Below are 20087 nucleotides of genomic sequence, written 5' to 3'. Positions count from 1 at the left end.
CATGAACACATTTCTATTTCGCAAGTCTGCGCCGCTAGTGGCGCTGCTGGGCTTGGGCCTTAGCGCCTGCCAGCCCGACCTGGAAACCGACGTGAAGCCCAGCGCCGGCTCCGCCGATTTCTCCCGCTACATTGCCGTAGGCAACTCCCTCACGGCGGGCTTTTCGGATGGTGGCCTATATCTGAGCGGCCAGCAGACTTCATATCCTAACTTGTTGGCCGGGCAGTTTCGGCAGGCTGGCGGCGGCGAGTTTGTGCAGCCGTTGTTTCAGGCCGGGCAGGAAAATGGCTCGGGTTATTTGCGCCTGACGGGTTTTACCAGCACTGGCTCGCCTATTACGGCCAACGTAACTACCAGTCTGGCCTTAAGAGCCGGAGCCACCGCTGCCCGTCCGCTTTACACCAAGTACACGGACCCCGTAAACAACCTGGGAGTGCCAGGCATCCGGCTTTCAGATATTGAAACGGTTGGTTACGGCAGTACGGCCGGCAACCCGTATTTCGAGCGTATCACGCCCGATGCGCAGGCAACTCAAACGTATTTGGCCCGAGTAGCCGCCTCAAACCCCACGTTCTTCACCAACTGGCTGGGCAACAATGATGTGCTGGGCTATGCCACGGCTGGGGCGGCCGCCAGCTTCCTGACGCCAATAGCCGACTTCACTGACAAGAACACCAAGGTTATCAATGCTCTGACCGCAAACGGTGCGAAAGGCTTGGTAGCAACTATTCCGGATGTGACCAACATTCCGTTCTTCACCACCGTTGGGCCAGCTTTCAGAGCTACGCTTACCACCAACAACGTGCCCGGCGTGGTTATCACCACCGGTGGCTTTAATACGTCGCTTACGGGCACACCGCCTACCCGGCGCACTATTGCCACTACCACCATCCGCGACGCCAGCGGCAACGGCAACCAGTTGTTTACCCTGACGGCCTCACCTTATCTGGCGCTGTTCGGGCGGCCCAATAATGGCAAAGCATGGCGCGATGTATACAATCAGGCTCGTCCTTCGTTGCCAGCTGTGGTTACGTTGAGTGTATTTCTGCAACTACAAGGTATAGATACCACCCAGGCATTCGGGGCAAGCAACGGCAACCCAATTCCAAGTACGCTGGTACTCGATGACACAGAGCAAGCCACGGTCCGCTCGGCCACTACTGCTTTCAACAACGTAATTACGGCAAAGGCCAACGAGAAAGGACTGGCCATCTTTGATGCCAACGCTTTCTTCACGCGAGTAGCTGCGGCCGGCATCATCACAAATGGGGTGAATAACACGGCCAACTTCATCAGCGGCAACCTGTTTTCGTTGGATGGTGTGCACCCTACGCCTCGTGGATATGCAGTGGTAGCCAATGAGATGATTAAGGCCATCAATGCCAAATACGGCGCCAGAATTGCGGAGGTGAACCCGAACGACTATTTCGGAGTCCGATTCCCGTAATTAGCGAATGCTAGCTTTTCTAAAACCCCTCATCTGGCTACCGGATGAGGGGTTTTGCTTTTAGTGATTCTTACGACTGCGGCGTGAGCTGCACGGGCTGCAATACTTCGGGTAAAGTGGGTGCCGCCTCACCCGCTAGCCGGGCGGCAATTACCTGGGCATGGTAGCGGCCATTCTCGATAAACCAGCGGCTGGTGTTCAGGCCGCCGCACACGGTGCCCGCCAGGTACACACCGGGCCGGTTGGTTTCCAGCGTGTCGGCGTCGTGAGTGGGGGTTTGGGCAGCGTCGGTTTGGCAGGTGATGCCGAGGGCTGCTAGCAACGAAAAGTCGGGGTGGTAGCCGGTGAGGGCATACACGTAGTCGGCTGGCACCGTGAGTGGGCCATCGGGTGTGTCGAGCTTGACAGAATCGGTGAGGATACGCTGGATTGTAGCATTGAAGTGCACCTTAATGCGGCCTTCCTTGATGCGGTTCAGCAGGTCGGGCCGAATCCAGTACTTCACCGAGTTGCTGATTTCCGGACCCCGTACCACCATCGTTACGCGGGCTCCGGCGCGCAGCAGCTGCAAAGCCGCCTTGGCCGAGGAATTCTTGGCCCCTACCACCACCACATCTTGGTCGACGTGGGCGTAGGGCTCTTTATAATAATGGTTGACGTGGGGCAGATCTTCACCTGGTGCGTTCAGGTAGTTCGGTACGTCGTAAAAGCCGGTGGCAATAATGACGCTGGCGCAGGCTATTCGGTCTTTTTCGGTTACCACTTCGTAGTTTCCTGCTTCACCTTCCAGGCCCGTCACCCGCTCGTAGAGGCGTAGTTTCAGGTTTTCGGTCTGGGCTACGCGGCGGTAATAGTCGAGGCCGTCTTCGCGCAGGGGCTTGTAGCTGCTGGTCGGGAAGGGGTGCCCGCCAATTTCCAGCAGCTCAGGCGTAGAAAAGAACTCCATATTGGTGGGATACCCGATGATAGAATTCACCAAAGCGCCTTTGTCTACTACTACTGCCGTCAGTCCGTGCCGCTGCACTTCCAGCGCGCACGCCAGCCCTACCGGACCAGCTCCAATTACAACTACGTCAACCATATATCAACCTTTTAGAATCCAGTGAAAATGCTGCCCAACAAAGCAGCAAACGCCCTTAACACGGCAAGTACGGCGGAAAGCTGCCGCCGCTGTTACGCTGGCTAACTCAGGCCATAGTATAATGCCGCGCTGCCAGCTAGTTAAACAGTGAAAGCCCACCTACGGGTTTCGGGGATAAGTGCGAACTTGCTTCCTGATTTGATTTCGAGCACTATGCGCACTTGTGATTTATGCGGGCATACCGAATTTCGGCCGCGCCCTTTCTACTACACCCTGGAAGGACAGCGCCTACAAGGCGTGCAGTGTCAACAGTGTGAGCTGGTGTTCCTGGACCCGCAACCCACGCCCGCGCAGCTGGAGCGGCTCTACGGCAAAGAGTATTTCACGGAGCGCCCCAACTACGACCGGACTATTCAGGACCAGAAGTTTATCGATGAAGGAGCCGCGCTGGATTTGAGCAAGCCCCGCGCCGATAAGTTCACCGACTATATGCTGCGCCACTACCCCGGCCGACACTTTCGCTACCTGGAAGTGGGCTGCGGACCGGGCTACACGCTCAAGAGCCTGCAAAGCCTGGGCTGGGAAACGCACGGCCTTGAAATATCAGCCCACGCCGCCGAGTTTGCCCGTACGCAGCTCGGCTTGCCCGTGGTAACCGGCAACATCGAAACCGCCGAGGATTTCCACGAAAGTCAGTTCGACCTGGCCTACCTCGGCGACGTGCTTGAACACCTGTTGTCACCCTCGGCCACCATTGCCAAGTTCCGGCACATTCTGGCGCCCGGCGGGTTGCTGGTGCTGGCCCTGCCCAGCGTGCTCAACCTGCCCAGCATGCGGGCCGGTTTTGCGCTCTACAGCTTGCTGGGCCGGCAGCGCCGCATGGATTTGCCGCCCTATCACCTCTACGAATTCACGCCGACCACCATCCGGAAGATGCTGGCCAAGCACGGCTTTGAGGTGGTGGATTTGTTGAACCCCGTGAAGAAGCCCCAGCAGATTCGGTTGGGTGGCAACCCCGTGGAGCAAGCCGGCAAGCTGCTGGGCCAATACCCCACCTACCTGCTCAACCAAGCCACCGGCCGCTTCGGCGACCGAATGTTTGTGGTAGCCAAAAACGGGAAGTTGAGCTAAGCGTTTTAATTCGAGCTTCCGCCTTTTCTTTGGTCGTCAGTGCCTATCCAAGCAGGTTCTGTCATTCCGACGAAGGAGGAATCTGAGTTAAAGTCGGTTAACGATTATACCCAGATTCCTCCTTCGTCGGAATGACAGAACCTGCTTGGATGGACTTTTAATGCGCCTGCAACCAGTTGCGGCCGGTGCCTACTTCCACTTCCAGGGGCACGCCGTGCGGTAGTAGTAAGGCAGTAGCCATCAGCTCCTTGATTTTGGGCGTGATGTACTCGATTTCCTCTCGCACAGCGTCGAATACCAGTTCGTCATGTACTTGCAGGATCATTTTGGTGCCGAGCTTTTCCTGGAGCAGCCAGTCATGAATGTTGATCATGGCCTTCTTGATGATGTCGGCCGCCGTGCCCTGGATGGGGGCGTTGATGGCGTTGCGCTCGGTGTAGCCGCGTAGCGTGGCGTTGCGCGAGTTGATGTCGCGCAGGTAGCGGCGGCGGCCCAGCAGCGTGGTGGCGTATTCCAGCTCCCGCGCCTTGTTGATGCTGTCGTCCATGAACTGCTTCACCGACGAAAACTCCTGGAAATAGGTATCGATGATTTCGGTGGCCTCTTTGCGGCTGATGCCGATGCGCTGCGCCAGCCCGAAGGCCGAAATGCCGTAGATGATGCCAAAGTTCACGGTTTTGGCTTTGCGCCGCATCTCGCCGTCCACTTCCGCCAGTGGCACGTGAAATACTTTGCTAGCCGTGCTGGTGTGAATATCGAGGCCCTGGCGGAAGGCTTCAATCATGGTTTTGTCGCCCGAGAAGTCGGCCATGATGCGCAGCTCCACTTGTGAGTAGTCAGCGGCGAGCAGCACATGGTTCTCGTCGCGGGGCACGAAGGCTTTGCGGATTTCGCGGCCTTTTTCGGTGCGGATGGGGATGTTTTGGAGGTTGGGGTTGGTGCTACTCAGGCGGCCGGTGGCGGTTACGGCCTGGTTGAAGCTGGTGTGTACGCGGCCGTCCAGCTCACACACCAGCTGGGGCAGGGCTTCCACGTAGGTACTGCGCAGCTTGGTGAGCTGGCGGTGTTCCAGAATCAGGCCGGCCACGGGGTTATCGGCGGCTAGCACGCTCAGCACTTCCTCGCCGGTGGCGTACTGGCCGGTTTTGGTTTTCTTGATTTTGCCGCCGCCCAAACCTAGCTTGTCGAACAGAATTTCGCCCAGCTGCTTGGGTGAGCCAATGTTGAACTCCTGACCCGCCGCCGTGAAAATCTGCTGCTCGATTTCTTGGATGTAGCCTTGCAACTCGGCGGAATATTCGCCCATTGCTCCGGAATCAATCTTCACGCCCTCGTACTCAATAGCCGATAGTACCGGTACCAGCGGGTTTTCCACCTCGTTCAGCAAGTCCAGCAAGCCTACCTCCTTCAACAGCGGCTCGAATACGTGCTTGAGCTGCAACGTTACGTCGGCGTCCTCGCAGGCGTAGTCCGACACCTCCGCGGGGGGGAGGTCAGCCATGGTTTTCTGGTTTTTGCCTTTCGGGCCGATGAGCGAGATAATGCTGACGGGCGTGTAGTGCAGGTAGGTTTCGGCCAGCACGTCCATGTTGTGGCGCATGTCGGGCTCCAGCAGGTAGTGGGCCAGCATGGTATCAAAGAGCGGCCCTTCCACCTCCACCTGGTAGTGGCGCAGAATGGTGAGGTCATACTTGATGTTCTGCCCGATTTTAAGGGTGCCTTTGGCGTCGAAAAACGGCCGGAATTCATCTATCAGGGCCTGCGCGGCGGCGTGGTCGTCGTGCGGGACCGGCACGTAGTAGGCCTCGCCGGGCAGCCAGCAGAAGGAGAGGCCCACCAGCCGGGCCGTCATGGTATCTAGGCCGGTGGTTTCGGTGTCGAAGCTGACTTCGGTTTGCTGCAACAGAAACTCCAGCAACGACTTGCGCAGCTCGGGCGAGTCGATGAGGTGGTACTGGTGCGGCACGTCGGCGAGGGTGAGGCGCGGCCCGGCGGGAGCCCCGAAACTGCCCGTTTCGCCTTCTTCGGCGCCACTGGCCACGGCGGCATCAGAGCTGCTGCCGAACAGGCTGCCCTGGCCTTCCGTGACCTTAGGCCGGCGGGCCCCGCGCGGGGTAGGGGCAGCGGTGCTGCTCACGCCGGCTGCGCTGCCCCCGCCCAACACGCGGGCGGCCAGCTGCCGAAACTCCAGGTCGTCGAATAGCTGGCGCAGTTCGTCTTCGTTGGGCTTGTCGAGCACCAACTTGTCGGCCTCGAACTCAATGGGCACATCCAGGTGAATGGTGGCCAGCTCCTTGCTCATCAAACCCTGCTCGGCGAAATTGCGCACGTTTTCCTGCTGCTTGCCTTTCAGCTCGTCCACGTTGGCAATCAGGTTTTCGACGGAGCCGTACTTCTGAATCAGCGTTTTGGCGGTCTTCTCGCCAATGCCAGGAATGCCGGGAATGTTGTCGGAGGCGTCACCCTGGAGGCCCAGAATGTCGATAACCTGCTCGGGCCGCTCAATCTCGAAGCGTTGCAGCACGTGCGCCACGTCGAGCACTTCGGCGGCATTGCCCATAAAGGCCGGCCGGTAGATTTTCACGCAGTCGGTTACCAATTGGCAGTAGTCTTTGTCGGGCGTCATCATGAACACCTCGCCAAAGCCCTGGGCCTCGGCCCGGCGCGCCAACGTGCCAATTACGTCGTCGGCCTCGAACCCATCTACCACCAGAATTGGGATGTTGAAGGCCTTGATAATCTTTTTGATATACGGAATGGCCAGCCCAATATCCTCGGGCATGGCCTGGCGCTGGGCCTTGTAGTCGGCAAACTGCTCGTGGCGGAAGGTCTTTTTCTGAGCATCGAAGGCTACCCCGATATGCGTGGGCTTTTCCTTCTGCAACACCTCCACCAGCGTGTTGGTGAAGCCCAGAATGGCCCCGGTGTTGAGGCCCTTGGAGTTGACACGCGGGTTCTTGCTGAACGCAAAATGGGCGCGGTAGATGAGAGCAAAAGCGTCGAGCAGGAAAAGCTTGTGGGGCTGGTTGGCGGCGGTATCGGTCATGGAGGCGAAGGTACGGAGGCAGGTACAATAGACTTGATTACTCCTCTACGGGTATAGACAACAAACAACAAGCAAGAAGAGTGGCAAAATGCAGCTGACGTACAAAAGCCGTTGCTGAATTGCTTCGGCAACGGCTTATGAGTGCTATATGGACACAGTAGTTACAGGGCCTGCTTGACCTCGAACGTGAAACTGCTGCTGCCGGCCAGCCCAGTTTGGGAGAGGCCTTGAAGTACCACTATATAACGTCCCGCCTGGTCGCCGGTATAGAAATCCAGCGTAGCCGGTACGGTGCTGGTGGTCGTTACGTTGGGGTTCCAGTAGAGCAGGTTGCGCAGGTCGGGGAGGCGGCTTTGGCGGGCTTCGGGCGTGTCGTAGCGGGGGGCGTAAAACTCGCGGTGCTCTTGCAGGCCTTCGTAACGCTGCACCAGCACCCGTGGGTCGAGTGGGAAGCCTTCCAGGTCGCCTTTGTAGGTGGTGTAACTTACCAAGCCCTCGTACATCATCCAGCCATGGAAGTAGCGGCTGTCAATCACCTCCAGCTTCTGGATTTTCAGCGGGTCCATGGCCATCATCTTATTGAGGTTGAACACGGGTACGCCATCCAGCAGCACCATGGGATTTTCGGTGAGTATGGTTTTGTTGGTTTTATCAACCACCAGAAAATGAAAGCCGTCCTTCCGGATGCGGACCACCACGCCAGGCACGTACTCGCGCATCACTTCTTCTAATACCTTGAAGCGGGTGTATTTATCCAGAAAATACGTTTCGTCGGGCTTGCCGTAAAATGCCGAGCTGTCGACGGCAACTGCCTTGGGCAGCGGTGGCGCCTTGAAGCTACGGGCATACGTGGCTTGTACCTGGGTCTGGAAATGGCGTTTGGCGTAGTCAGCCTGAAACCGGGGATTTGTTGAGAATAGCGTGGGCTTGAACGTACCGAATTGGTTGGTAAAAGGCGAGAGGATTTCAAATCGGCTGGTGCTGTCTTGCCGCGGGTTGGTTTGAAGCACCACATCCTGCGCGCCATAAAAATTATCCAACTCGAACTGCGCTAGGCCGGTGGCATCAGTGCGGGCGTTGTTCAACCGGATAATGCGGCTCGGAGCCGATAGATAAGCAATAACGCCACCTGCTGGTTTCTTGGATTCGGGGGCCATCAGCCGCGCCCGTAGCAACGGCGCGTTCAGTTCGGGCAGATACGCGAAGGTGGTAGCGGAATCGGTTAGGATATTTTCCCACCGGAACCGACTCCAGCCCTGGGTCAGCATCAGGTTGTCGGCGGCGGCTTCAGCATCCGGGGCATTGGCCGTAAAATAATATTCCGGATTCTCAATCCGGCCGCGTAAATCCGACGTCAGCCATAGGTAGCTGTTGATATCAGCTGCCGCGCTGGAAGTCAGAGAATCCAGCCGGTACACGGCCATCGACAGGTTGGCGCCTAGCGGCTGAGCACCCAAACCCGTTGTGGCTACTTGCACGCTCACTTTGTTGCGGCTAGCGTACTGGCCTTTATCGGGGCGGGCGGCAATGGCAAGCTGGCCGGTGGGTTGTTGGAAATACAGCCGCTCACATAACGGCTTGTGGTCGGCACTAAACAGGGTGAAATGCGAAATACCATCAAGCAGCTGTTTCTTGCTGACAGTGAAGCTGGCGCGGCCGTTGGTGGTTTGGGTGCGGGCGGTTACCAATACCTGCTGCCGGGCATGGCCTAGCAGGTATAAGGTTTCCGACTGCGCTTTCGTGGTGCTGACGGTGAACGTAAGGGTATCGGGGCTGCTGTTTTCCAAGCGCATCACATAGCCCTGCTCGAACACCCGTGGTAACGAACGTTTGATGGTCGGCGCTTTGGCGGGTGTAATTACCGCGGTATACGTCTGGCCAGCTTCCGGCGTGAAGCTGAAGCTTCCCATGCCTAGGCGTAGCGTTTTGAAGCTGGCTACTACCGCCCCGCTTTGGGTTAGCAACTTGCCCTCGGCCGCTACACCTTTACCAGTGCGGCTCGTAACCTTGAAAGCTACTTTGCTGGCAAGGCTTTGCACCAAATTGCCGCCCTCCGGAAAAAACTGCACCTCGTATGTTGCCGAGTCCTTGCCAGCCACTGTGCCTGAGGCGGTGAAGGTGTTGAGCACCGTTATGGAACTGTGGAAGAAATAATCCGGGCCGAAGTTTTTCATCCAGTTGGTGTAAGCCCGCACCGTGTAAGCGCCGGAGGCCAGCGTAGCAGGCAACGCGAAAGAGCCCTGCCCAGTGGCATCTTTCAACGGTACTTTTGCCTGCAAAACCGCTCGGTTCTCTTTGTCGAGCACTTCCACGTACGCTACCTTGCTCAGCGCCAATGGCTGGGCGTGAGTGCCTTCCACAGCGTACACCTTAAACCACATAGTTTCGCCACTGGTGTACAAAGGCCGGTCGAGGTGCAGAAACAGCTTCTCGGGCAGGGCTGCCCGCTGGTAGCGGCCAAATCGGCTGGCCAGCCCACCTAGCGAATCAGAAGGTGCCTGCGCTGCCACTTGGGTGGTGGCTCCCAGTGTGAGAAGCAGCCCCAGGCAGGCAGCACGGCCGGTAGTTTTGGCTGTAAATGAGGCCATATGAGTGCAATAGATATAGTTCACGTAAGACAATTAGGGCCAGAAGCTGGGCTTCACGGCCGTGCCCCGCGTGCGGCAGTCAATACAGTCATTGGATTTAGCTAAATACCCTGATACACGTCCCGTGGGTAAATAAAGTACATCAATAGGTAGATAAAGAGGAGAGCTGAAATTGCTTTGTAAGAGTGCGGCTATTCCGTCGAGGCGGGTGTTTTTCAGAAAAACGGTGTCGGGTGGAACGCAGTTTTCGTAACCATTAGTAACACGCCAATTTCTTGGGAGCTCTGTGCGCGAAATGAAAATCCGTTTCTGCTCCGTGGAATGAGCTCCAACATAGCCTAAAGCAAGCTCGGCGGCATTATTCAGGCATTGCACATTACCAGTAAGTTGTGTAGGTAAGGGGTCGAACAAAGTGCCGATATTTTCGGTGTTCCTTTTAAGTAAATCCCAGTGTATATACTCTTCCGCAGTCTGAGCATACTGTTTCACCAGAATACTGTATCGATAAGCTAGCCGGTCGGAAGTAATAGGAAGGGCACGGAGCGGAAAATCCGCCACTACATCCTGCGTCAGGCGGGTGGTGTTGCTGATTTTAATTTCGGATGAGTTGCTATTACCCCAGCAAATAGTAGGAAACGGTACCGTTATATCCTGCATTTGCCCGTTTTTGTATTCAATCTGAGGGTAATAAGGAGGCTTGATTTCCCACGTTTCCTCGTATTCCCAACGGTAATATTTTGTTGTGTTGGTATCGTCATGAGTATTTATATAGATAGTTAAGCCATTTTCTGAAGGTCGCCAAGTTACAGCGTCAATAGGCGGTGTGGTTTTTACTGGCACGAAGGTCGAGGCGTACTCCAAGCCTGCCGATGTACGAATGGAGAGGCGGTAGTTCTTGGCTGGATTCAGCGTCAGGCTCGCCGAAGTGTAGGTGCCCTTCACGCTAGTTTCCGGCACGGCATACCGCGTACCTCCCTCTTCCTCAATAAATAGTGTAGCCCGTGTTTCAATAGGTGGGGCTGTTTTGGCATCAATATCAAACGTGCGCGACAGTTTAATGCTGGTACTGCCGCGGCTGTTGATGAAGCCGTCAACTACCAAATAGCTCTTGGTGGTACTGATGGCATCGGGCATGTAGGGGTCGATGCAGCCGGGCAAGGCTAGCGCTAAGCACCACAGCACAGCCAGCCGGAAAGAAAGGGATAATGCGCGCATCTAGAATTTGAAGTTATAGGTGATAGTAGGAATAGGCTGGCCGAAAATGGAGAGCTTGTAGCCTTTGATCTGCCCGTTTTCCGACTTGAAATAGATGGAATAGGGGTTGCGGCGGCCTGTGAGATTATACACGCCCACCGTCCAGGAACTGTGCGCCAACTTCTTCACCTTGTGGTTGCCTTCGATATTAACCGCAAAATCGGCGCGGTAGTAGTCGGGTACGCGGTAGGCGTTGCGGTCGGAGTAGTACACGCGCAGCGAGTTGGCTACGTAGTACTTGGCTAGCGGCAGCGTAATGGGGCGGCCGGTGCTGTAGTTGAAGTTCAGGGAGGTGCTGAAGCGGCGGCTGAAACGGTAGTTGCCAATCAGCGTCACATCATGGGGCTTGTCGAAGTTGCTGGGGTAGTAGCGGCCCCTGTTGATTTGCTCGGCCGTGGTACCCGTGTTTACCTGCACCAATGAACGGGAATAGGTGTAACTAACCCAACCGTTGATTTTGCCGGTCAATTTCTTCACCATCACCTCCACGCCGTAGGCCTTGCCTTCGGCATTTACAATGTCGGTTTCAATGTGGTGGTTGAGAATGAGCGTAGCGCCGCTTTTGTAGTCCACAAAGTCGCGCAACGACTTGTAATAAGTTTCCACCGACGTTTCGATGGTGTTGGACTTGAAGTTGCGGTAGTAGCCGATGGAGTACTGGTCGGCGAGCTGCGGCCGGATGTTGGCGTCGCTGAGCTTCCAGATGTCGGCCGGCGACACCGAGGCGGTGTTGGTGAGCTGGTGAATATACTGGCGCGTACGGTTGTAGCTGGCCTTCACCGACGAGTTGTCGGACACCGCATACCGGGCCGATACCCGGTACTCGGGGCCGTGGTAGGTGGCCAGTACTTTGCCTGAACTGTAGCGCACGGTGTCGGTGATGGTGCTTTCGCTCCGGGATACGCCCGGCGCGTACCGATACACGTCGCGCGGCCCCAGCGCATTGAACAAGGAGTAGCGCAGCCCCACCGATACCGACAACCGCTGGCTGATGTCGATCCGGTCGGAGGCATAGAGGGCGCTTTCCAGGGCTTGTTCCCGCTCCAGTACATCCCGGCTTATCAACGATTCGGCCCCATTTGGGGTCAGGCTGCCCGGCGAGATGTCGTAGCGCAGCGTGCTGACCCCGAAGTCGATAGTATGTTTGGAATTAGGAAAGTAGCTGAAGTCAAGCTGGGCGTTGGTTTGGTTGATGCCGTATTTCAGACTGGAGGCGTTTACCGGGTTTTTCTCGCTGGTAATGTCGTAAGCGTAGCGGCTGTAGGCACCCGTAAGCACGCCGTAGAGCTTGTTGTTGAAGTTGTGCTGCCACTTCAAGCTGGCGTTCTGGTTTACGTACTTATACGAGGTGTCACTGGCCAGCCGGAACTTATCGGCGCTGAGGTAGCCGGTGGCGTACAGCGTGTTCTTGTCGTCGAGCTGGCTGCTGACGTGGGCGCTGACGTCGTAGAACGAGGCCGAGCTGTTGCGGAACGAGCTGTTGTCGAGGCGCTTCAAAATCCAGTCGGAGTAGCTGGTGCGGCCACTCACGATGAAGGCGGTTTTGTCTTTCACAATGGGGCCTTCCAACGTGAGGCGGCTGGTTAGCGGCCCGATGCCGCCCGAGCCCGAAAACTTCTTTTTATTGCCTTCCCGGGTCTTGATTTCCAGCACCGACGATAACCGGCCGCCGTACTTGGCCGGGATGGCGCTTTTGTACAGCTCCACAGTTTGCAGAATATCGGGGTTGAACGCCGAGAAGAAGCCGAACAAGTGCGAGGGGTTGTAGATGGTAGTCCCGTTGAACAGAATCAGGTTCTGGTCGGTGGCGCCGCCGCGCACGTTCAGGCCGGTGCTGCCTTCGCCCACCGATTTCACGCCGGGCAGCGTGAGCACCACCCGCAGGATATCAGTTTCGCCGAAAGCAGTAGGTACCTGGCGCATGGTTTTGATGTCCAGCTTCTCCAGGCCCATCTGCATGCCGGTTACGTTCTTGTCTTTCTCGGCCTCAATCACCACTTCTTTCAGCGGTGTAATGTCTTCTTCCACCTCGATTTCCAGCTTACCATCGGCCCGTAGCACCACCTGGCGCTTGGTGTTTTTGATGCCGATACCCCGGATTTTGATGTCGTGGCGGCCCACCGGCAGCGTGAGCGAGTAGTACCCAAACTGGTCGGTGCTGGTGCCCACGGCGGGCGCTTCGGTGTAGATAGTGGCCCCAATCACCGGCTCGCCTGATTTCAACTCCCGAATATGACCCGCCAGCGTGGCTTTGCCGCTACCAGAACCGCCGTTACCAATTTCGTACACCTTATACTCGGCCTCGCGCACGTACCGCGACCGGCCCGGCGCCGTGGTAGGCACGGCTTCGGCTGGGCGCGGTGCGGCGGCTACGTCGCTGCTGCCTGCGGGCCGGAAAAAGCGGGGCGGTAACACCGGGTCCAGCTCAACGCCCGCCGTAACGAACACCCGCCGCTCGTCGTCGATGGCGAAGCGGTAGGGCGTATTCTGGAAGGCACGCTCCAACACGCTCCGCACGGGCTGGTCTTGCACCAGCAGCGTAACGTAGAGGCTGTCAACGGCTTGCGGATCGAAGTAGAAGCGGTACTCGGAGCGGGCTTCCAGCAGCGCCACAAACTGCCCGAACGGTACGTGCTGAAAGTCGCCACTAATAGTTTTTTCGGCGGTTTGCTGCGCTTGGGAGGGTAGTCCTAACGAGCTGAATAAAAGCGTAATAAGCAAAAAGTAAGCGTGCCTCATATAGGATAACAGGGTGTGGCAACAGATGATAGAGAACGAGGCAATGCGGAAGCAAACTACTGCGGGCGCAGGCCAGCGTAATAACGGGTCAGCTGCACGATGTCGGCTTCGCGCGAGGCTTTCCTGAACCTCAGCTTGTTGTCTTGAATATACTTCTGTACTTCCTTGCTATGATCAGCAAAGAGGCGCGTCAACGAGCCTTTCGACTTGACGGGATAATAGGTGCTGTTCTTTCTAAGAAATAGCCTGTCGATAGAAGAAAATTCAATATCCACATACCGTTGGTTCAGCTTTTCCTGCCGCCTTTTGGCGCGTTTGGCCAGCAGTTGCACCGCGCTGTCTACGAGCACCTCGTAATATCCGGTGCGGAAAGCAGTGGAAGCGGTACTATCCGTCTCGATGCGAAGGAAACGGTGCTGGTCGATAGTGAAGGAACGCACATCCTTATCGATAAAGCGTAATAACAGCGGGCTAGTCACGTGCTGGATAACTAGTTGATCGAGCACAACATCGTAGCTCAGCAATAAGTCTGAGAAGTAGTGGTTGTTGTAGTACACACTGCCCGGTTGCTGCTTGTCAGTAAGGAAGTACTGGTGGCCGATGCGGGCGTGGTAGCGCTTGGCATAATCCACATACTCGGGGCCGTTGTACAGCTGCGGATGTGCCGCAAACGCCTGTGCATACCGCTTTTCAAGCACAGCCACCGACGCGGAAACCGAGCGGCTGGTATCAGGCCTGGTTTGCCCACGTACCTGCTGGCTACCGAATAAAATGCATAGTAAATGCAGGATATATACTATCCGCTTAAACAAGGAACTGATAGCAGGCACCTGTAACAACTGGTAGTTTTGGGGCATGAGGTACTATACTGCAAATGGGATAAGTAAGAAAAGTCTAGCACTGAATACCTGAAAAGTAACAATTAAAATTGTTCAATAACTAAATTTGTTCAAAGCCCGTAGCGCAACCTCAACAGTAGCTTGCAGGATAGGTGACTGAGCATACCAAGGGCCCAATAGTCTTGGATCTGGCAACAAAAGTTGCAACGCAGGAAAGCCGTGGTAAATGACAAGCGGCTGGTGCTGCCCAATTCCGTAGGGGTTGCTTTCTTTGAGGTATGAAACAACCTTATTTAGTTGCGTGCTTGCTATGGGTATGCAGCGTTTGTGCCCAAGCGCAAGCCATGCTGCCAATTCCTCTTTCAAAGGCGGAACACAACAAGCAGGTAGCTGATTTTCAAGCGGAGCTGAACGCCGAATATCGGGATGCTGCCCGTTCGCCGCTGCCGCCTGCTACCCGGCGTAACTTCACGAGCCTGCCGTTCTTTCCGGTGCGCTACGAAGCCTGCGTACTGGCCCGTTTCGTGCGTGATTCGTTGCAGGCGCCATTTGCCATGCCTACCAGCACCGACCGCAAAGCCATGTACCGCAAGTACGGCGAGCTGCATTTCTCGCTTGAGGGCCAACCCCAGCACCTAACCGTGTACCAAAGCCAAGACCTGCTGCGCCGCAAGGGCTACGAAGACTACCTGTTCGTGCCCTTCACCGACCTCACCAACGGGCGCAGCAGCTACGGCGGGGGCCGCTACCTCGACTTACGGATGGGCCAGATTCAGAACGGGCAGGTGGTGCTGGATTTCAACCGGGCTTATAACCCGTTTTGTGCCTATAGCAGCGCGTATTCGTGCCCGGTGCCACCTCCCGAAAACCGCCTGCCAGTAGCCGTTGAGGCCGGCGTCATGAGTGACCATTAAGTAGTGAGTGGTCGAAATCCTGATTCCAACTACTTATGACCTGCTATCCACGTAAATATTGCGCCTTGGGCAATAAACTGCCCAAGGCGCCCGGCATACCGTTTGAGTGCTGTAGTTTTATTGTTTGAATAAGTCCGGGTAATCGGTAATGATGCCGTCCACGTGGAGCTGGGTGAGGCGCTCGATGTCGATGGCGGAATTGACAGTCCAGGGAATAATCTGTAGGCCGGTTTTGTGGCAGTCGTCTACTAAGGCTGGGGTAACCAGCTTGTAGTGAGGGCTGTAGATGGTTGGCTGGAAGCTGAGGCGCTGCAGATTTGCCGCTAAGCCTTGCAGGTTATCCACCAGCAACGCTGTGCGCCAGGTAGGCTCGGCACGGTGCACCAGCTCTAGGGTGCGTGGGTCGAAGGATTGGATGGTGACGCGGCTGGCAATGCCTTTGGCGCGCACCACGGCTAGCAGCAGCTCCACAAATTGCGCCGGGGCCGGGTGTAGCGTACCGTCGCCGGCCGGGGTGGTTTTGGTTTCGATGTTGTAGCGCGGCGCGGGCAACTTTTTCAAGCGGGCGTAAGCTTCTGCCGAGTCAATGACTTCGGTAAGTAGGGGCTTGTAGGTGCGTAGCTTTTGTTGGCGCGGGAACTTGGCATTGCCGCTGCTGCCCACGTCGTAGCGCCGGATGGTGGCGTAGGGCAGGTGGTAGAGGCGGTGCTTGGGCTCGTCGGCTTTAGCAATTAACTGGCCCTCGGGCGTTAGCACAAAGTCAGCATTCATAAACGGGTCGTGCGAAAGAAGCAGTTGGTTGTCTTCACTAACCAGCATGTCCATTTCGAGCGTAGTTACCCCCAAGTCCAAGGCCTTGCGCATCGCCGGAATGGTGTTTTCGGGCATCAGGCCGCGGCTGCCCCGGTGGCCTTGGCGGTCGAAGGCGGTGGGAGCTTGGGCGTTGCCGCGAAGTACAACGAGGAATAAAGCCAGCAAAACAAGAAGCCGCATACTTACTGCTACGTAAAAAGTAGGTGTATCCTGGCAAGGTATAACCCCGCCGCATGTGGTTTGGCGCAGACAGTGTTACGCTATTATTAAACCTGAACTCCTTCAACGCGTGTTAGCCGCCGCCGTACAGCCAAATCTATGCGCTACATTTCCCTCGACCTCGAAACCACCGGCGGCCGGCCCCAGCGCCATCAGATTCTGGAACTGGCCGCCGTAATAGAAGATACCAAGCACCCGCTGCCACTAGCTGAGCTGCCTGCCTTCCGGCGCGTAGTGCGCCACCCCGAGTACGTAGGCACAGCCGGCGCCCTGGCGCTCAATGCCCGTCTGTTGCAGGAATTAGCCGGCAAAGAACCTAACCCCGAGCTGTGCACTCCCGAGGAACTGCTGCCTCAGCTACGCGAGTTTCTGCTGCTCCACGGCTTCCGGCCCGACAAAAAAGACTGCGTAGCCGTAACGATGGCCGGCAAAAACATTGCCTCTTTCGACCTGGGTTTTCTGCGCGAGCTGCCTGGCTATGGCACCCTGGTACGAGCCGAACCCGCCATGCTCGACCCCGCGGCTTTCTACCTCAACTGGCGCAAAGACTCCCGCTTGCCTACCATGCAAATCTGTAAAGCCCGCGCCGCCTTCGAAGACGATACCGTAGCCCATGAAGCCCTGGCCGACGCCCTAGACGTGGTGCAACTGCTGCGCCCGTTCTACGAGCTGCCGCTCTACAAAGAGGTGAAATTGTGAAGTGGTGAAATGGTGAGTTTGACGTTCTAACTGCGCAGCTAGCGCCATCAGAACATCAAACTCACCATTTCACCTCTACCAGTCGCCGCTGGCGCCGCCGCCGCCGGAGCTGCCGCCGCCGAAACCGCCAAAGCCACCGCCGCCGCCACCGAAGCCCCCGCCGCCGCCAAATACGCCGCGGCCACCGGAGAAGTCACCGAAGATGATGGGGGGAATCATGCCGCCGCCCATGCCGCGGTTGTTGCGGCCGCCCCCGCCTTTCGAGCGGAAAATCATGAACAGCACCAGCACCGCAATAATCACCCAGAACGTCCAGCCGGAGCCGCTGCTGTCGTTGCTGCGGCGCTGCCGGGGCGCGGTGGTTTGGTCGGCTTTGTATTCGCCTTTGGCCAGCGCAATCAGTTGGTCCGTAGCTCTATCCAGGCCCTGATAATACTGCTGCTCCCGGAAAGCCGGCACGATGGTATTGGTGATGATGCGCTTAGCCAGCGCATCCGGAATGGCCCCTTCCAGGCCGTAGCCAGTCTGGATGCGGGCCTTCTGCTGCTGCTTAGCTACCAGCACCAGTACGCCGTTGTTGTTGCCTTTCTGCCCGATGCCCCAGCTTTCGTAGAGCTTTTGGGCGTAGTCGGCAATTTCGTAGTCGCCGAGCGTGGGCACGGTCACTACGGCAATCTGCGAGGAAGTGGAATCGTTGTAGGCTACCAGCTTGCGCTCCAAAGCGTCCACTTCGCTGGCGCTCATCATGCCCGCCAAATCATTTACGAGGCGCGGCGGTGAGGGACGAGGGGGCGTATCCTGAGCCCAGGCGCTGAGCTGGCTTAGCAGCAACAACACCAAGACCAACTGCCGAAGCCAGGTCCGGTAAAGTACAGGGAGAGGCTGCATCATGCGCGGGGGGGCTTCGGCGTGCCACTGCCAAATGAAATGGCGTCGTCGAGTTCGTTTGTGTCAGTCACCGCGTTGTAAGGGAAATACCGTTTCAGTTGCTCCCCCACCATCTTGATGCCCTGTTCGAGGCCCACCACGTATTTACCACTCCGAAACTGGCTGAGCACGGTTTCTTTGGTGGTTTCCCAAAATTCGTCGGGCACGGCGGAGTTGATACCCGCGTCGCCGATGACGGCAAACTGCCGGCTTTGCCAGGCCAGGTAGAACAGCACCCCATTGCGCTGGGCGGTGCGGTGCATGTTCAGCTCGGCAAATACCTGCGCCGCTCGGTCGAGGGGCTCGGGGGTGGGGCAGTTGTCTTCCAGGTGCACCCGTATTTCGCCGGATGTGGTGATTTCAGCCTGCCGGATAGCAGCCACTAAGGCGGCTTCCTGCTCGGAGGTGAGGGGGTTGTTCATTTTTAGTGCTTTGTGCCTAGTGCTTCGTGCTTAGTTAAAGGGTGTTCAGGACAAAGCCCTAAGCACGAAGCACTAGGCACAAAGCACTAAATTAAAACTGAACCGTAGGAGCCTTCTGCGAAGCCGCATCAGCCTCAAAATAAGGCTTCTCTTTGAAGCCAAACATACCCGCGAACAAGTTATTCGGGAACGACTTCACGAAGCCGTTGTAGTCGTTGGTAACCGTGTTGAACTTGTTGCGCTCCACATTAATGCGGTTTTCGGTGCCTTCAATCTGGGCTTGTAGCTCCTGGAAGTTGGCGTTGGCTTTTAGCTCGGGGTAGTTTTCCGACACGGCCAGCAACCTACCCAAGCCGCTGCTCAGCTGGCTTTGCGCTTCCTGAAATTGCTTCAGGTTTTCGGGCGTCAGGTTATCGGCGTTGAGTTGCACGCTGGTAGCCTTAGCACGGGCATTCACCACATCGGTCAGGGTGCTTTTCTCGAAGTTGGCGGCCCCTTTCACGGTGTTTACCAAGTTCGGAATCAGGTCGGCGCGGCGCTGGTAGGCACTTTGCACGTTGGCCCACTGGGCTTTCACGGTTTGGTCGCGGCTCACCATGCCGTTGTAGCCGCACGACGATTGCGAGAGCAGAAGCACCAGGCCAGCGAAGTAAAGAAGGAAACGTTTCATAAAAAGAAGGAGGGAGAGAGTTGGTAAATGGAAAGTCGGTGAACAGATGAGAAGCCGGCCCGGTCCGGCCGCTTGCCGCAGCCTCATACGGTGCTTTTGCAATAGTAAATAATATTACCGTTGCATAATATTTTAGGAGTTGCAGAACAGAGCGGCTGGCTTGCGGGTTACGTGCTCTTACAATTCCACTATTTCATCGTGCCAAAGTACGAATTCACGCCCCGACGGTTGTCTATGCGGCCGCTCCCGCCGCTATTCGCTATTTTGCGGACTTACGCCACGCTCTGTTGCTCATGAAAGCTATTATTCCTGTTGCAGGTATTGGGTCGCGTTTGCGCCCACACACGCACACGCAGCCCAAGTCTCTCGTGCCCGTGGCCGGCAACACCATCCTGGGGCACATCATCGACCGCCTAAGCGTGGCCGGGGTGCAGGAATTCGTGTTTATTATCGGGTACCTGGGCGAAAAGATTGAGAACTACGTGCGCCGTGCGTACCCCCAGATAAAGAGCACGTTTGTGGTGCAGGAGCCCCGCGAAGGCATCGGCCACGCCCTGTGGCTGGCCCGCGACACGTTTCGCCACGAAGCCGACGGTATCCTGATTCTGCTCGGCGACACCATCGTGGACGTGGACCTGCCCGCCATGATGCAGACCTCGGGCAACGTGTTGGCCGTGAAGGAAGTGAAAACACCATCCATGTTTGGGCTGGTGGAAACTGCCCTTAATGGCCAGGTAACTAAAGTGGTGGAAAAGCCCCGCATTCCGAAGTCCAACTACGCGCTGGTGGGTCTCTACAAGATTGCCAATGCCGAGTGGCTGGCCGCCGCCCTGGAGCGCCTTATCAGCCAGGAGCTGCGCACCCACGGCGAGTTTCAGCTGACCGATGCCTTGATGATGATGATTCAGGAGGGGGCCGAAATGACCACCGCCGCCGTGGATAACTGGTTTGACTGCGGCCGTAAGGATTCGTTGCTGGAAGCCAACGCCCGCCTGCTCAACCGCCCTGAGTTCCTGGACCGCCGCGAGTTCCCCGAGTTTCCCGATACCATCATCATCCCGCCGGTTAGCATCGGCAAAGACTGCGAAATCAGCAACTCCATCATCGGCCCCAACGTGGCCATCGGCGACCGAACCATCGTCAAGAACACCATCTTGAGCGAGTCCATCATCGGCTCGTACAGTGAGTTGCGCTCCGCCGTCATGCACGACTGCATCGTTGGCTCCGACGCCCTGTTCAAAGGCACCCGCCACAGCCTCAACATCGGCGACAACACCGAAATCGACTATAGCTAAGCG

At 56.9% G+C, this 20087-nt stretch carries 15 protein-coding genes; 5 read left to right on the top strand and 10 right to left on the bottom strand.

Annotation, left to right across the window (positions count from 1 at the left end):
- Position 1: 1 nt before the first annotated feature.
- Positions 2-1447 (top strand): SGNH/GDSL hydrolase family protein, encoded by a 1446-nt coding sequence (locus J0X19_RS10140; RefSeq protein WP_206984242.1) that lies wholly within the window; start codon positions 2-4, stop codon positions 1445-1447.
- Between the two features lie 70 nt (positions 1448-1517).
- On the opposite strand, the gene J0X19_RS10135 is transcribed toward J0X19_RS10140, so the two are convergent.
- Complete coding sequence (locus J0X19_RS10135) at positions 1518-2528, bottom strand: YpdA family putative bacillithiol disulfide reductase (protein WP_206984241.1); 1011 nt, start codon at positions 2526-2528, stop codon at positions 1518-1520.
- Between the two features lie 198 nt (positions 2529-2726).
- Here J0X19_RS10135 and J0X19_RS10130 point away from each other — a divergent pair, with 198 nt between their 5' ends.
- Positions 2727-3659 (top strand): class I SAM-dependent methyltransferase, encoded by a 933-nt coding sequence (locus J0X19_RS10130; protein ID WP_206984240.1) that lies wholly within the window; start codon positions 2727-2729, stop codon positions 3657-3659.
- A 157-nt stretch (positions 3660-3816) separates the two neighbouring features.
- On the opposite strand, the gene polA is transcribed toward J0X19_RS10130, so the two are convergent.
- The 5 genes from polA to J0X19_RS10105 form a co-directional block, all read right to left on the bottom strand.
- Positions 3817-6705 carry a DNA polymerase I gene (gene polA, locus J0X19_RS10125; protein WP_206984239.1) on the bottom strand — a complete coding sequence of 963 codons (2889 nt, stop codon included), beginning with the start codon at positions 6703-6705 and terminating at the stop codon, positions 3817-3819.
- Positions 6706-6866: 161 nt separating this feature from the next.
- Positions 6867-9293 carry an MG2 domain-containing protein gene (locus tag J0X19_RS10120; RefSeq protein ID WP_206984238.1) on the bottom strand — a complete coding sequence of 809 codons (2427 nt, stop codon included), beginning with the start codon at positions 9291-9293 and terminating at the stop codon, positions 6867-6869.
- A gap of 33 nt (positions 9294-9326) precedes the next feature.
- Positions 9327-10508: a DUF4249 domain-containing protein gene (locus J0X19_RS10115; protein WP_206984237.1), complete on the bottom strand. Its 1182-nt coding sequence runs from the start codon at positions 10506-10508 to the stop codon at positions 9327-9329.
- Positions 10509-13286 (bottom strand): TonB-dependent receptor, encoded by a 2778-nt coding sequence (locus tag J0X19_RS10110; protein ID WP_206984236.1) that lies wholly within the window; start codon positions 13284-13286, stop codon positions 10509-10511. It abuts the gene before it with no gap.
- 56 nt (positions 13287-13342) lie between these two features.
- Positions 13343-14143: a hypothetical protein gene (locus J0X19_RS10105; protein ID WP_206984235.1), complete on the bottom strand. Its 801-nt coding sequence runs from the start codon at positions 14141-14143 to the stop codon at positions 13343-13345.
- Positions 14144-14469: 326 nt separating this feature from the next.
- Here J0X19_RS10105 and J0X19_RS10100 point away from each other — a divergent pair, with 326 nt between their 5' ends.
- Positions 14470-15039: a DUF1684 domain-containing protein gene (locus J0X19_RS10100; RefSeq protein WP_206984234.1), complete on the top strand. Its 570-nt coding sequence runs from the start codon at positions 14470-14472 to the stop codon at positions 15037-15039.
- Positions 15040-15156: 117 nt separating this feature from the next.
- On the opposite strand, the gene J0X19_RS10095 is transcribed toward J0X19_RS10100, so the two are convergent.
- A complete protein-coding gene (locus J0X19_RS10095; RefSeq protein WP_206984233.1) occupies positions 15157-16032 on the bottom strand; it encodes a glycerophosphodiester phosphodiesterase family protein in 876 nt (291 codons plus the stop codon).
- A 138-nt stretch (positions 16033-16170) separates the two neighbouring features.
- On the opposite strand from J0X19_RS10095, the gene J0X19_RS10090 reads away from it, so the two are divergent.
- Entirely contained in the window at positions 16171-16770 is a 600-nt protein-coding gene (locus tag J0X19_RS10090) for a 3'-5' exonuclease family protein (protein WP_206984232.1), read from the top strand.
- Between the two features lie 75 nt (positions 16771-16845).
- Here J0X19_RS10090 and J0X19_RS10085 read toward each other — a convergent pair whose 3' ends face one another.
- From J0X19_RS10085 to J0X19_RS10075, 3 genes are all read right to left on the bottom strand, one after another.
- A complete protein-coding gene (locus J0X19_RS10085; protein WP_242582411.1) occupies positions 16846-17661 on the bottom strand; it encodes a TPM domain-containing protein in 816 nt (271 codons plus the stop codon).
- The gene (locus J0X19_RS10080; protein WP_206984231.1) at positions 17658-18119 is read right to left on the bottom strand and encodes a TPM domain-containing protein; all 462 of its coding nucleotides are present in this window, start codon (positions 18117-18119) and stop codon (positions 17658-17660) included. Before J0X19_RS10080 ends, J0X19_RS10085 begins: the two co-directional genes overlap by 4 nt.
- Before the next feature lie 91 nt (positions 18120-18210).
- Positions 18211-18789 (bottom strand): LemA family protein, encoded by a 579-nt coding sequence (locus J0X19_RS10075; RefSeq protein ID WP_206984230.1) that lies wholly within the window; start codon positions 18787-18789, stop codon positions 18211-18213.
- Between the two features lie 293 nt (positions 18790-19082).
- Between J0X19_RS10075 and J0X19_RS10070 the strand changes: the two genes are divergently transcribed.
- Positions 19083-20084 (top strand): sugar phosphate nucleotidyltransferase, encoded by a 1002-nt coding sequence (locus J0X19_RS10070; protein ID WP_206984229.1) that lies wholly within the window; start codon positions 19083-19085, stop codon positions 20082-20084.
- Positions 20085-20087: the final 3 nt, after the last annotated feature.

Source organism: Hymenobacter telluris, from assembly GCF_017313265.1.
GTDB classification, from domain to species: domain Bacteria; phylum Bacteroidota; class Bacteroidia; order Cytophagales; family Hymenobacteraceae; genus Hymenobacter; species Hymenobacter telluris.
Note: the sequence above shows the minus strand (reverse complement) of the source record. Positions and strands in the feature narration are given on the sequence as shown.

Coding starts and splice junctions, on each gene's coding strand:
- J0X19_RS10140 (WP_206984242.1), top strand. CDS start 2: ATGAACACATTTCTATTTCGCAAGTCTGCGCCGCTAGTGGCGCTGCTG.
- J0X19_RS10135 (WP_206984241.1), bottom strand. CDS start 2,528: ATGGTTGACGTAGTTGTAATTGGAGCTGGTCCGGTAGGGCTGGCGTGC.
- polA (WP_206984239.1), bottom strand. CDS start 6,705: ATGACCGATACCGCCGCCAACCAGCCCCACAAGCTTTTCCTGCTCGAC.
- J0X19_RS10120 (WP_206984238.1), bottom strand. CDS start 9,293: ATGGCCTCATTTACAGCCAAAACTACCGGCCGTGCTGCCTGCCTGGGG.
- J0X19_RS10115 (WP_206984237.1), bottom strand. CDS start 10,508: ATGCGCGCATTATCCCTTTCTTTCCGGCTGGCTGTGCTGTGGTGCTTA.
- J0X19_RS10110 (WP_206984236.1), bottom strand. CDS start 13,286: ATGAGGCACGCTTACTTTTTGCTTATTACGCTTTTATTCAGCTCGTTA.
- J0X19_RS10105 (WP_206984235.1), bottom strand. CDS start 14,143: ATGCCCCAAAACTACCAGTTGTTACAGGTGCCTGCTATCAGTTCCTTG.
- J0X19_RS10100 (WP_206984234.1), top strand. CDS start 14,470: ATGCTGCCAATTCCTCTTTCAAAGGCGGAACACAACAAGCAGGTAGCT.
- J0X19_RS10095 (WP_206984233.1), bottom strand. CDS start 16,032: ATGCGGCTTCTTGTTTTGCTGGCTTTATTCCTCGTTGTACTTCGCGGC.
- J0X19_RS10090 (WP_206984232.1), top strand. CDS start 16,171: ATGCGCTACATTTCCCTCGACCTCGAAACCACCGGCGGCCGGCCCCAG.
- J0X19_RS10085 (WP_242582411.1), bottom strand. CDS start 17,661: ATGATGCAGCCTCTCCCTGTACTTTACCGGACCTGGCTTCGGCAGTTG.
- J0X19_RS10080 (WP_206984231.1), bottom strand. CDS start 18,119: ATGAACAACCCCCTCACCTCCGAGCAGGAAGCCGCCTTAGTGGCTGCT.
- J0X19_RS10075 (WP_206984230.1), bottom strand. CDS start 18,789: ATGAAACGTTTCCTTCTTTACTTCGCTGGCCTGGTGCTTCTGCTCTCG.
- J0X19_RS10070 (WP_206984229.1), top strand. CDS start 19,083: ATGAAAGCTATTATTCCTGTTGCAGGTATTGGGTCGCGTTTGCGCCCA.